The sequence below is a fragment of the Mesorhizobium sp. P2_E6 genome (assembly GCF_056403835.1).
The window spans coordinates 431568-443839 of sequence record NZ_JBFUEQ010000004.1; the positions used below are offsets into that span (position 1 = coordinate 431568).

The following is a 12272-nucleotide window of genomic DNA, read 5'->3' on the forward strand; positions in this document are numbered from 1 at the left end:
CCCCCATGGCTCGCCTTGCCCGCATCGTCATTCCCGGACTGCCGCATCACGTGACCCAGCGCGGTAACGGGCGCGCCAAGGTGTTTTCGAGGTACCATAGCGTTGCGCTTGGGCACCGCTATCCAACAAACCTGTGGCCAACCGCCCTTCCCCGTCTTCGCGAATATCCGCATCACGCCAGCAATTGTAGTAGTCTCAGCCTGAAAATCCTGGCTGAGAATCAGCCGGGGTGGCGGGCGGCTGGTCGTGGCGACACTCAACGCGCAGGTTCTTGATTTTTTCGACTGGTGGCTCGACGAGCTGCGAGGTGTCTGGTCGCGGGTCGCGCGCGGACAAAAGCAATCTTCGACAAGCGACTGGATCATCAGCCTGGCGGATGACGGCATCCGCGCCCGCGAGGCCAATGCGCCGGAGTTCCAATCGATCCCGTTGGCGCTCGCAGCGTCCTCGGACGAGATCTTGGCACTTCTCCAGGGCGGGCCCCGGCGCAGGCGGCCGAGCTTCGATATCCGGATCCAGCCCGGGTTGTTCCTGACCCGGCAACTGGCGGCGCGGCGGCTGCCGCTTCGCCAGGCGCGCGACATGGCCGAGCTCGACCTTCTGGCCTCGACGCCGATCGACCCGGCGCAAGTGCATGTCGTCTTCGCCAGTCAGGTCGGGCAGGACTGCTTCTACCATGTGGTCAAGGCGAAGACGCTTGCCGCGGTCCTTGACACGGTCCGCCGGGCCGGCGGGTCGATCCGCTGCCTGTCGCTGTCGCAACCGGAGGGCACGCTGCGGGCCGATCCGCTCAGCCTCGCCGCCATCTGGCCACCGACCGCGCGCGACCGGCGCGCCAGGACCGCCTGGGTGACGGCCTGTTCGATGCTGGCTGCGGCATCGCTGGTCACCTTCGGACATGCGCATTGGCGTACCTGGCAGGCCGGCGCGGAACTGGACACAGAGATCGCCGATGCACAGCTGCTGGCCAAGGCGGCCCGCACCGCGCTGCAGAAGCGCCAGACCGGCATCGAGCAAATTGAAAGGATCCGCACGGAAAAGAAGACGACCGCGTCGCTGGTGCGCGTCTGGGCCGAACTGACACACCTGCTTCCCGACTCGGCCTGGCTGACCGATCTTTCGGCCAAGGGCGACGACCTGACCATCACTGGCTTTTCCGCTTCCGCCGCCGAACTGATCAAGCCGATCGACGATTCGCCGCTGTTTTCGGCGCCCGAATTCGCCTCGCCGGTGGTCAGGGTTCCTGGCCAGGACGGCGAACACTTCACCATTTCGGCAAAGATCGGAGCGCTCTGACCATGCTCTCCGCGATCCTCAACACCAGCCCGCTGGTCCGCCGCCTGATTGCGCTCGCCCTTGCGGCGGTGACGGCCTGTGTCCTGGCCTGGGCGATGTTCGCGGGGCTCGACAGCGTCGCCTCGGCGCAAGCCCGGATCGAGGAAAAGCGCGAGCTTCTCGGCCAGTTGCAGAGCGTGGCGGCGCTGGCCAAGCGCCTCGACAGCGCCGCCAGCCCCGTGGCCGCGGCAAATCCCGAGTTTCTCACCGGCGAAAGCGAGGCGATCATTCGCGGCGGGCTGCAGACCCGGCTGAACGCGATTGCCACCGCCAACGGGGTCAACGTGCTGTCGGCCGGCAATGCGCCGGTGCTGAGCGAAGCGGGCGTCGATTTCATCGGGCTGCGGGCCAACCTTTCGGGACCGCTGGAGGGCATTCACAACGCCGTTCTCGCCATCGAAACATCGCTTCCGGTGCTGTTCATTCGCGAGGCCACTCTGCGCACGACCGACGTCGGGCCGGTCGCCGGGCGCACCGGCGACCCTGAGATCTTTGCCGAAATCCTGTTTTACGGCCCGCTGCAAACGCCGGTGGCGCCGGCGCCGGGCGGGGTCAAGCCATGACCCGGAAATTCGCCGGGCTGGCGATTGCGGCCATGATCGCGGGCCTCGTCCTGGTCAATGTCGTCCTCTACGACACGCCGGTCGACATCTCGCCGGTCGCTTCCGGCAAGGGGCATGACGGCGGCCTGGCCTCGGCGGCGGGAGCGCTGCAGTTTCCCGAGGCCGGCAATTTCAGCGAGACGTTCGAGCGGCCGCTGTTCACGCCGATGCGCCGGAAATTCGTCGCCCCACCGGCTGGGCCGCCGCCGGTTGCGGTCGTCGCGGCCGCCGTCGAACAGACGCCGCCACCGCCCGAGGCCGCGCCCGCCGCCGCGCCTGCGCTTCTGGGCATCAGCATTCACGGTGGGGGGGCGAAGGCCCTGATGCGCGTCGCCGGCAGCGAAACCGCGATCTGGTACGGCAGCGGCGAGACCGTCGACGGCTGGACGGTGTCGGCGATCGACAAGGATCAGGCCGTGCTGGAGCGCAATGGCAAGGTGGCGCGGGTCCCGCTCTATCCGCCATGGAGGAACGCCCCGCAACCACCCCCAAATGCCCCGCCAGCGGCCCCGGATGTCCCGCTGCCAGCGCCGAACGAACCGCAACTATGAGCGACCGCCACGAAAGCCCGAACGCAGGGGGCGAAAGCGCGAGCAGCGGCTTTTCGCTGGTCGCCGTGCTGGTGTTCATGCTGATCGTCTCGGCCATCGTCGTCCCCTTTGCCGTGACGGCAAAAACGCGGCTGATGATCGCCAACAACGAGGTCGAGCAGGAGCGCCTGTCGCTGCTTGCCGAAGGCCTGGGCAATGTGGTTGCGAGCGAATTGGTCGGCGGCTCGGGGGCGAAAACATTGCCGCTGGATTCCACACCCGCAGCGTGCCGGGAGGGAGGCTTCAGCTTCGATGTCCGCGTCCAGGATCATGACGGGCTGATCGATCTCAATACCGCGGACGACCAGTTGCTGGCACTTGGTTTCGCATCGCTCGGCTTCCAGCGGGAGATGGCGCAAGCCTTGGCCAAGGCCGCGATCCGGTTTCGTGACAATGTCACGCTGTTCGCTGGCCAGCCCAGAAGCCCTGTCGGGCCGCCGCAAGACAAGCGGGCGCCGTTCGAATCGGTGTCCGAACTGCAGGAGTTTTCGGCCCTTGCGTCGTTGCCCTTGCAGACCCTCCACGCTGTTTTCACGGTCAACTCGAAGCGCGGCACGATCAGCGCCGATCGCGCGCCGAACCGTCTTCGCGCTGCGCTTGCCGGTGCCAGCGGTGCATCGGTCACTGAAGCGCCGGCCGACGCATCGGCTTACACGGTCGACGTGGTCGTGAGGCGGGACGGATCCGGGATCACGGCCGAAGCCGGGTTCATCATCGAGAGGTCCCCGCTCAGCCCGACGGCATTCCAGCGCGTTGCCCGAAGCCCGGTCCCTGCAGCCTCCGCACTGCCGCCAGTCGTCGGCGCAGCCGGCTGCGAGGTGCTTTTCGGCGCCGAGGCAGCGCAGATCCTGCGCGGGTGGAGCTCATGAACGCGTCTTCGCCGCCCGTTGGCCAGACCCGGGGCCAGACCCAGGGGATCGAGGCGTTCCTTGCCTTTCTCGAGGGCGAGAAGGTGCTGACCGCGCACGCCGCCCAGCGCGCATTGGGGGCATCGCGAACATCTGGACACCCGTTCGATACGGTGATGACCGAACTCGGCCTGATCGGCGAGCAGGACCTTGCCAACAGCCTCAGCCGCTACCTGAACGCACCGACGCCGGTCGAGATTCCCGAACAGGTCAGCCCCGAAATGCTGGCAGGCGTGCCGCTGGCCTATCTGCGTGAAAATGCGATCCTGCCGTTGCAGATGGACGCCGAACGGCTGGTCGTCGCCGTGGCCGATCCGTTCTCGTCGGCAACCATCGACGCGCTCGCCTTTCACTATGAGCGGACGCTGGCACTGCGCATATTGCCCAGGCGCATGATTGCAGAAAGCATCGACCGCATCGAGCAATCGGCCATCGCGGCGGTTTCAAACGGCGGCAACGGTGGCGAAACCCTGGATTTCGGCCCCGACGACCTCGAACGGTTGAAGGACTTTGCCCGCGAGGCGCCGATCGTTCGCTTCGTCGCCGAGACCATCCACAAGGCGGTCGATGCGAGAGCCACCGACATCCACATCGAGCCGCTCGAGGATCACGTCCGCATCCGCTTCAGGCATGACGGCATGCTGTCCACCGTCGACACCGCATCGATCGCGATGCTGTCCGGCATCTCCACCCGCATCAAGATCCTGTCGCGGCTCAACATTGCCGAACGGCGTCTGCCGCAGGACGGACGCATGCGCATTGCCGTGCGCGGCCGCGACGTCGACCTGCGCGTCTCGGTCATTCCCTCCATCCACGGCGAAGCCATCGTGCTTCGAATTCTCGACCGCGCGGGCGTCGAATTGAAGTTGGAGAAGCTGGGGTTCGACGTCGCCGCGCAAGCGAAAATCCGCACCATGTCGCAAGCCGCCAACGGCATCGTGCTGATCACCGGGCCGACCGGCAGCGGCAAGACGACGACGCTCTATTCCATCCTCGCGGAACGTTCGCGGCCGGACGTCAAGATTTTCACGGTCGAGGACCCGGTCGAATACCGGATGGCCGGCATCACGCAGTTGCAGGTCAATCCGGCGATCGACCTCGACTTTGCCGCTGCCCTGCGTTCGATCCTGCGGCAGGACCCCGATATCATCCTGCTCGGTGAAATTCGCGATCGCGAGACGGCGCAAGTCGCGGTCCAGGCGGCTCTGACCGGCCATCTGGTGTTTTCGACACTCCACACCAACAGTGCCGCGGGCGCACTCACGCGCCTTCGCGATATGGGCATCGACGGCTATCTGCTCGGCGCGACGATCAGAGGCGTCATCGCACAGAGGCTGTTGCGACGTATCTGCCCGACCTGCCATGGCGCCGACCAAACCGGTCCGGCCTGCCGCACCTGCAACGGCTCCGGCTACAGCGGGCGCACGGTGACCTACGAAATGCTGCAGGTGTCGCCGCGCATCGCCGAACTTATCGACCAGGGTGCCGGCGAAATGGAGATCGGGAAAATCGCGGCCGAAGACGACCTCGTGCCGATGTCGGTCCACGCAACCGCACTTGCCCGATCGCAGGTCACCACGATGGACGAAGTCCGGCGCGTCATCGATCTCGCAGGAGGTGACTGATGCCGGCCTTTGCCTATCGCGCCTATCTCGTCGACGGCAGCACCGAGACCGGCGTCCTCGATGCATCGACCAAGCAGGATGCCGCCCGCAAACTGGCGCAGCAGGGCCGCCGCTCCTACCATCTTGCCCCGGTGAACGGCGAAAGGCAGCAGCTTCGCCTGCCGGGGCGCAGCGCGCTGACATTCACCCGCAGGGTCGATCTCAGCCGGCTGTTCTCCGAGCTTTCGGTGCTTCTGAACGCCGGCTTCACCGTCGACCGTGCCTTGAACGCGGTTATCTCGGGCGAGGCCAACCGCCAACGGCGGCAACAGCTGCAATCGGTGCTCGATCTCACGACAGGCGGCCGGCCGATCGCCGAAGCATTTGCCGGCCTGCCGGGGATCACCTCCGACGTTGCCGCCTTGCTCGCCAGCGGCGAGCGCAGCGGCAAGATGGCCTATATATGCCAGCGGCTGGCCGATACGTTCGAGGCAACGGCCAAGCGCCGTGCGGCGATCGTCGAGGCCCTGGCCTATCCGGCTTTCCTGCTATTGGTCATGAGCGGCGCACTGGTCATTCTGGCGACGGTGCTGGTGCCGGCGCTGGAACCGATCTTCGAAGGCTCATCCGCCCCCAAGCCGTTCACCATGACCGTGCTTTCGGCGCTCGGCACGGTGTTCAGGGACTATCCCTTCGTCTTCCCGCTGGCGGCGGTGCTGGGCCTGCTTTCCTATCTTTTCCTGTCCCGGTCCACAGGCGCCAGAAAACAGTTCTCGCATTGGCTGTTGAAGGTACCGTTGATCGGCGCGCTGGTCAGGGATGCCGTGGTCGCGCGCTACCTGGAAACGCTTGCGCTGCTGCTCGGCAATGGCGTGGCGATGACCGAGGCGCTTGGGCTGGCCGCCAACGTTTCCAGGCAGAGTTCACTGGCGGCAAGCTTTGCCTCGATCGAAGAAACCGTCGCCAATGGCGCCCGCCTGCATGGCGCGATCGTCAAGGCGGGAATTTTCGACAACGCGACGATGTCGCTGGTCTCGCTCGGCGAAGAGGCGAATGCGCTTCCGGTGGTGCTGGATCGCGCCGCGAAAATGCTTCAGCTGACGCTGTCGCGGCGGATCGACACGGTGCTGAAGCTGTTGACGCCTGCGCTGACGATTTCGCTCGGTTTTCTCGTCGGCAGCCTGGTCATTTCGGTGATGACCACGATCCTCAGCATCAACGATCTGGCGCTGCAATGACGGCCGCGCCGGAAGCCAGCGCATCGACGGACGCAACGGCTGGATTTACCCTGGTCGAAATGCTGGTCGTGCTGGCGATCATGGCCCTCGTCGCGTCGATCGCCGCGCCGGGGCTCGTCAGCAACTATCGCACCAAGAATCTGGAGACGATGGCCGGCGAAATCACCATGCGGCTGCGCCTGTCACGCACATCGGCAATCGCCACCGCCAGGCCGAAGCAGGTCGTTGTCGATCTCGGCACCCGCATCATCCGTTTTGGCGAACGAGACATCGTCGCCCTGCCGGACGATGTCAAAATGACCGTGGTCACCGGCCAGCAGACCGTCATCGGCGACCGACAGACGGTCCTCACCTTCCTTCCCGACGGCAGCGCTTCCGGCATGGATATCTCGCTGCAGCAAAAAGGGCGAACCGCGCGCATCGCGGTCAACTGGCTGACCGGGCTTCCAACCTGGCGCGCGCTGCCATGACCGGGTCTTCATCGCAGGCCTCCCCCGAAGACGGATTTTCGATCCTCGAGATGATCGTCGCCATGACCATCCTGGCATTTGTGCTTGGTATCGCCAGCCAGTCGATCGTACTGGCGAGCCGCAGCATCGCCGTGGCCAAGCGCCAGGCCGAAGCGGCCAGGACCGTGCGTGTGATGCTGGCCGACTACGAAGCCCAAATCCACACGGCTCAATCCGGCTGGACCCTGAAGACCCGCACGATAGACGTGTCGAAGGCAAGGGTAACCGCTGTTGTCATCGAGAGCAGCGGCGGTGCGTTTCCAGGCGGGCCGTTTCTGACCTTCGTGCCCGTGCGGGATCCGGCCATCCCATGAGCGGCCCGTTTTTCCGCGCTCTTTCCAAGGTCCGAGCCGGCAGGCTGCGCGAACGTCCAGGCACCCGTCGGCCTGGCCGCAAATCGCCGCCGGGACAATCGGCATCGGTCGAGGGGTTTGCGCTCATCGACGTGCTGGTCGGGCTGGCCCTGATCGGCGTGATCACGTCGCTGATGATGGTCTTCCTCGGCCAGGCCCGAACGATGATGCGCATCGAAAAGGCAACTGAATTCCAAATGGAGGTCGATGCCGCATCGCGGTTTCTGGAAACGGCCATCAGCCATGCAGAGCCGTTGCCCCTGTACAAGTCGTCGCCGGACATGGTGCTTTATCTCAACGGCAACGGTGCCCGGATCGAATTCAGCGCCGTTCAGGCAATCGGTTTCAAATCCTCCGCGCTGCGCGAAATTGCTGTTTCGCTTGGCCAGGCCGGAGGCGCGCTGGCCATTGTCCAGAAAACACGGCGCGGCAGCGAATCCGGCACATCGACACCGGGCGAACCGGTGCGGTTGATCGGCGGCGTGAGCGCCATGAAATTCGAGTATCTCGACGGTGCGGCGTCGGCCTCGTCGTGGTCGCCGAGCTGGACCGTACCACGGCGCCTGCCCGCCGCCGTGCGGTTCACCATCTCGGTTCTGCGGGATGGTGCGGCCTATTCAGCGAGAGGTTTTGCACGACTCGACCTGGCAAATGCCCAGGTGATGCCGCGCACGAAGTGACTCCCAGGCCCTATCAGTTGCTGACGTCCTGGTCTTCGCCGGTTCCGTCCGGCTTGCCGTCCTTGCCCAGGCTGCGGATGACCACGCCGCTCGCATCGGCCTTCACTTCGTAGGAATAAGGCCTCCCCCACGGATCCTTCAGGCCGGTTGTTCCCTTGAGATAGGGTCCGTTCCAGCGCGCTTCGCCGGCAGGCGCGGCGACCAGGGCCGAGAGCCCCTCCTCCGCGGTCGGGTATTTCGCGTTGTCGACATAGTAGAGCTCGAGCGCGCTTTCGATGTTGCGAATTTGCGCCTTGGCGGCGTTGGTCCTGGCCGAGCCGAGATAGCGCAGGACCTGCGGCGCGGCCAGTGTCGCGATCAACGCGATGATGGCGAGCACGACCAGGAGCTCGACCAGGGTGAAGCCGCCCTCGCGGTGGTCGCTTTCACCGACAGATTTTCTGGCGCCGACAGATTTTCTGGCGCCGACAGATTTTCTGGCGCCGACAGATTTTCTGGCGCGGCCGGATTTTTCGGAAAGTTGAGTGAAGCGCTGAGTGATCATCAGAGCAGTCCCATGTTCAAACCTGCAAATTGCTCCAGCGCCCAGCTGCAGCCGAGGCCGATGGCGATAAACGGACCGAAGGCAACACGAGCCCGCGCCGCTGCGGGCCCTGTCGCAAGCACGTGCCCGCCGACGAACAGCAGAGCGCTGGCGCTGGCGATGAACAACAGCACCGGCAACAGCAGCGGGCTGATCCAGCATGCGGCGGCGGCCAGCATCTTGACGTCGCCGAGGCCGAGACCGATCTTGCCGGTCATCAGGAAATGACCGCGCCGTATCAGCCAGGCAACGGCAAAAGTCATGGCTGCAAACAGGAGCCGCAGCGGCAGGCCGTCCGCCTCCGCCGCCATCTGATAGCCAAGGCCGAGGGCGGCCAGAGCCAGGTTGAGCCCGTCCGGGATGATCTGCCTGCGGAAATCGGCGATCGAAATCGCGGCCAGAACCGCCGCCAGGGCGACCGTGGCAGCCAGCACGAGAGATGGGTGCGTGGCCATCGTCAATACGCCAGCCTCTTCAGATCCTGTTGCAGCTTGGTGCCGCCGCGCCGCTTCTGGATCGGCGTCTGCAGGCTGATCTTGCCGCGGAATTCGTCCGTCACTTCGCGGGCTTCGTTGATGTCGCGGACAACATGCGGCCGGATGAAGATGATCAGTTCGGTGCGTCCGATACTGTCCGTCTTCTGCTTGAATGCGTTGCCGATAATCGGGATATCGCCGAGGATCGGCACCTGCGTGCGGTCGACATTGTTGCGCGACTGGATGAGGCCGCCCAGCGCCAGGCTCTCGCCGTCATTGACCAGAACGCGGGTCTGGATCTTGCGCTGCTGGATGGTCGGTGAATCGATGCCGGAGCTCGTCGTCTTCGTCACATTGCTGACCTCCTGCTCGATGTCGAGCATGACCCTGCCGGCATTGTTGATGCGAGGCGTCACCGTCAGGATGACGCCGGTGTCCTTCATCTCGACCGAGACGACCGGCGCGCTGCCGAACGACTGGTCCACCACCTGTCTTGTGGCGATCGGTACCTGGTCGCCGACCTGCAAGATCGCTTTCTGGTTGTTCAGGGCCATGATGGTTGGCGCCGAGATGACATTGACGTCGGTGATGCTGGAGAGCGCGTTCAGCGTCACCTGGATGTTGTCGGTTGCGTAGCTCCAGTTGAAGCCCGGCAGTGCCGCCGCGGCGGCTCCCTTCGCCACGTCGGACAGCGAGATCTTCATGCCGCCATTCTCGAAGAACCAGCGCAGGCCGTATTTCAGCTCGTCGTTGAGCGTGACTTCGGCGATGACGGCTTCCAGCATGACTTGCGTCGGCAGAACGTCGACTTTGGCCAGGATCTGCTCGATGCGTTCGTAATCGCGCGCCGTGGTCTGGATCAGCAGCGCATTGTTTTCGATATCGGCGACGACCGTGGCGTGGGCGGGCGGCTGTCCGTCCTGCGGGGGCAGCGAAGGCGACGGCCCGGTCAACGGCACCGGCGTGACGCCATCCGATTGCATGGCGATCGGGGTCTGGTCGGGCGACACGTTCGAGCCGCCCGAGTCTCCTTCGGTCTTGACGGTGGTGCCAAGAACGGAGCTCAGCACAGCGGCCAGTTCCTTGGCTGGACGGTTCTGGATCTGGTAGACGAAAAGCTGGCTTTCATTGGTCTCGGCCAGCCTGTCGAGCTTGTTGATCCAGCTCGCCGCACGGGCGAGATAGGCCGGGCGCGAGGTGATCACCAGCACCGAATTCAGCCTGTCGTTGGGGATGAACTGGATGAGCTTGGCGCCCGGCCCATCCTTGGTGCCGAAGATCGAATCGAGTTCGGCGGCAACCGCTTCCGGTTTGGAGGTCTTCAGCGGATGCAACGCGACCGACATGCCGCGCATCCAGTCGACGTCGAACACCGAAACCGCTTCGCGAATGGCATTGAGGTCGCTGTCATTGCCGGCGACGGTGATCAGGTTGCGGGTGGAATCGACCCGCAGCACCGAGCCCTGGCGGGTGATCGGTTCCAGAATGGTCTTCATCTCATCGGCCGCGATGAATTGCAGCTGCAGCACCTGCACCTTGACGCCGGGGCCGGACGGTGACGTCGACGGCACGCTGACCGGCGGCGTGCTGGACATGATTTCGGAAAGCGGCACAACCTGGTAGGTGCCGGCGCGGTTGGTGATGCCGGCGCCATTCACCGCAAGCGCCGATTGCAGGATGTCGACCAGCGCATCCTTCGACACCGGCTGCGATGTCTGCAGCGTCACCGTGCCTTGCACGCGCGGGTCGACGATGTAGTTGAGGTGAAGCGCATCGCCGAGCACGGCCTTGGCCGCCTCGGCAATCGGCGCGTTGACCAGATTGAGCTCGAACTGGCCCGAGCCATCGGTCGTCACCTTGGTGACGGGGGCTCCGGAGGAGACGAACTGACCCGAGCCCTGGTATTGCGCGCCGTTGAAGCGCTGTGCCTGGCCGGCGGCCGACGTGACGGCGCCAGTCCCGGTATATCCCGACCGCAAGGGCGAGTTCTTGGCATGCAGGCTGTCGATGGTCTCGGTGAAGAAGTCCTTGCCCGGCGCGGAGGTGCAGCCGGCAATCGCCAGCAGCGTGCACAACACGACGCGACTACTCGGCTTGCTCGACATCCACCCGATTCCCCTAGATTCCCAGTCTAGGGCTTCTTGCAAGCGGATGTTTGGAATGATGGGCGTATTTGGGGTCTATCCACAGGGTAGGTGGTGCAGAGCAACGCGTGCAACGGGTGCCCAAAATGCCGTCGCCTGTGATCCGAAATACCAAATACGATCCGGCAACCAGAACGCTCTCCGTCTGGTTTGTCCCAAGCGGCGACAGCTATGACTACGAAGATGTTGCCCCGGCAACCTACGCCGTCTTCAGCTTGACCGAAACCGGTCAGGTGGGGATCGTATCGAGGTCCGGACAGGTGACGATCCTCACCTCAAACTGGCCAGTTCAGTACATGATCCTTTGCCTCAGCCATGCAAAGAATCCGTTTCCTCCAAGCGCTGTGCGAACCCGCGCGGCAGCCCAATGTGCTTTCATGGTTGCGCCGACATGACAATCGCAGACGATTTCGTGCAGTTGCCAGTCGCTTAGTTTGAAGAACCGCCTGGCCTCGCCATACGTGTCATCCTTCAGGCCGCATGCGCGCAACACCGGATCGTCGAAGGCAACGGCAAGTGCTGATCCGTCCCCCCGCACGCTGGCACGTTCCTCCAGGTGCAGATATTCGGTACCTGTAAACGCGGCAAGGCATCGCTCGGGATGTTGCTCCAGAAGTTCCGCCCAGCGTTCGATGCGCTGGTTGCGTGTCATTTCCGAATATGCGGCCGAAGTTTCAATCTTGGCGACCGCATGCAGTTGATCGAGTGTCTGATGTTTCATGGCAGTCTCCTGTCGAGAGGGAGAAGCGCCCACGCCTTCAAGGGAATTATCGCGCGATGATGCTTCGACAAGAGCCGGAAACCGCTGGGAAGGAATCAATCTTTGGTACCGCCAGGCCGGGCCGGTCGAGACCATGAGAGTCTACTCAGTGTTCCACCTTCCGGGTTGGCCATGAGCCAATTGCCGATTTCGCACCGACCGGCACCGGCGGCTGGCGGAGCCCGTGGCAATCGATCAATCGCGAGCGTCAAAAAGGACGGCCAGTCCCAGTTCCCTTGCCAGGTCGACGATCTCCTCCGTCAACTCGTCATCTGTATCCTGCAGATAAGGGGCGTCCCTGCGAGTTGCCTCGATTGCCGCTTTGACCGAGATGATATCGCCGTACCGCGAACTTGCCAGCTCTACCGCCAGAAAGTCCCTGGCAGTGCCGGCAGGTCCTGTTGTCCGTCTGGCGATGCTCATGCGGCTCCTTCCCCATGATCACCTCCGGCTCATTTTGATCTCGTGCAAGATGCAGATCAATCGATAG

Annotated in this window: 15 protein-coding genes; 10 read left to right on the top strand and 5 right to left on the bottom strand. The window is 64.2% G+C overall.

The genetic code is table 11. The features are described 5' to 3' along the window. Positions 1-246 precede the first annotated feature (246 nt). Genes AC1D08_RS12855 through AC1D08_RS12895 form a run of 9 tightly spaced genes read left to right on the top strand, consistent with a single transcriptional unit; the run spans position 247 to position 7819 of the window. Positions 247-1296 (top strand): PilN domain-containing protein, encoded by a 1050-nt coding sequence (locus AC1D08_RS12855; protein WP_457152598.1) that lies wholly within the window; start codon positions 247-249, stop codon positions 1294-1296. 2 nt (positions 1297-1298) lie between these two features. Continuing rightward, positions 1299-1898, top strand: a complete 600-nt coding sequence (gene gspM, locus AC1D08_RS12860) for a type II secretion system protein GspM (RefSeq protein WP_457152597.1) — start codon at positions 1299-1301, stop codon at positions 1896-1898. Next, positions 1895-2488: a hypothetical protein gene (locus AC1D08_RS12865; RefSeq protein ID WP_457152596.1), complete on the top strand. Its 594-nt coding sequence runs from the start codon at positions 1895-1897 to the stop codon at positions 2486-2488. The genes gspM and AC1D08_RS12865 overlap by 4 nt, the downstream gene beginning before the upstream one ends. Beyond that, complete coding sequence (locus AC1D08_RS12870; RefSeq protein ID WP_457152595.1) at positions 2485-3396, top strand: hypothetical protein; 912 nt, start codon at positions 2485-2487, stop codon at positions 3394-3396. Before AC1D08_RS12865 ends, AC1D08_RS12870 begins: the two co-directional genes overlap by 4 nt. Further along, complete coding sequence (locus AC1D08_RS12875) at positions 3393-5060, top strand: GspE/PulE family protein (protein WP_457152594.1); 1668 nt, start codon at positions 3393-3395, stop codon at positions 5058-5060. The genes AC1D08_RS12870 and AC1D08_RS12875 overlap by 4 nt, the downstream gene beginning before the upstream one ends. Next, positions 5060-6277 (top strand): type II secretion system F family protein, encoded by a 1218-nt coding sequence (locus AC1D08_RS12880; RefSeq protein WP_457152593.1) that lies wholly within the window; start codon positions 5060-5062, stop codon positions 6275-6277. Before AC1D08_RS12875 ends, AC1D08_RS12880 begins: the two co-directional genes overlap by 1 nt. Continuing rightward, entirely contained in the window at positions 6274-6747 is a 474-nt protein-coding gene (locus AC1D08_RS12885; RefSeq protein ID WP_457152592.1) for a GspH/FimT family pseudopilin, read from the top strand. The genes AC1D08_RS12880 and AC1D08_RS12885 overlap by 4 nt, the downstream gene beginning before the upstream one ends. Continuing rightward, positions 6744-7100 carry a PulJ/GspJ family protein gene (locus AC1D08_RS12890; protein ID WP_457152591.1) on the top strand — a complete coding sequence of 119 codons (357 nt, stop codon included), beginning with the start codon at positions 6744-6746 and terminating at the stop codon, positions 7098-7100. Before AC1D08_RS12885 ends, AC1D08_RS12890 begins: the two co-directional genes overlap by 4 nt. After that, positions 7097-7819, top strand: coding sequence for a PulJ/GspJ family protein (locus AC1D08_RS12895; protein WP_477423238.1), 723 nt, complete (start codon positions 7097-7099; stop codon positions 7817-7819). Before AC1D08_RS12890 ends, AC1D08_RS12895 begins: the two co-directional genes overlap by 4 nt. Before the next feature lie 13 nt (positions 7820-7832). On the opposite strand, the gene gspG is transcribed toward AC1D08_RS12895, so the two are convergent. The 3 genes from gspG to gspD are packed head-to-tail and all read right to left on the bottom strand — an operon-like array spanning position 7833 to position 10983. After that, the gene (gspG, locus tag AC1D08_RS12900; RefSeq protein ID WP_457152589.1) at positions 7833-8363 is read right to left on the bottom strand and encodes a type II secretion system major pseudopilin GspG; all 531 of its coding nucleotides are present in this window, start codon (positions 8361-8363) and stop codon (positions 7833-7835) included. Next, positions 8363-8857 carry a prepilin peptidase gene (locus tag AC1D08_RS12905; RefSeq protein ID WP_477399689.1) on the bottom strand — a complete coding sequence of 165 codons (495 nt, stop codon included), beginning with the start codon at positions 8855-8857 and terminating at the stop codon, positions 8363-8365. Before AC1D08_RS12905 ends, gspG begins: the two co-directional genes overlap by 1 nt. Before the next feature lie 2 nt (positions 8858-8859). Continuing rightward, positions 8860-10983 carry a type II secretion system secretin GspD gene (gene gspD, locus AC1D08_RS12910; protein WP_095091069.1) on the bottom strand — a complete coding sequence of 708 codons (2124 nt, stop codon included), beginning with the start codon at positions 10981-10983 and terminating at the stop codon, positions 8860-8862. Positions 10984-11108: 125 nt separating this feature from the next. Between gspD and AC1D08_RS12915 the strand changes: the two genes are divergently transcribed. After that, on the top strand, positions 11109-11417 hold the full coding sequence (locus AC1D08_RS12915) for a KTSC domain-containing protein (protein ID WP_477423240.1): 309 nt from the start codon (positions 11109-11111) through the stop codon (positions 11415-11417). Here the strand turns inward: AC1D08_RS12915 and AC1D08_RS12920 are convergent. Beyond that, entirely contained in the window at positions 11312-11743 is a 432-nt protein-coding gene (locus AC1D08_RS12920) for a hypothetical protein (RefSeq protein ID WP_477423241.1), read from the bottom strand. The two genes, AC1D08_RS12915 and AC1D08_RS12920, sit on opposite strands and share 106 nt — an antisense overlap. 234 nt (positions 11744-11977) lie before the next feature. Further along, on the bottom strand, positions 11978-12205 hold the full coding sequence (locus AC1D08_RS12925; RefSeq protein ID WP_457155416.1) for a hypothetical protein: 228 nt from the start codon (positions 12203-12205) through the stop codon (positions 11978-11980). Positions 12206-12272 lie beyond the last annotated feature (67 nt).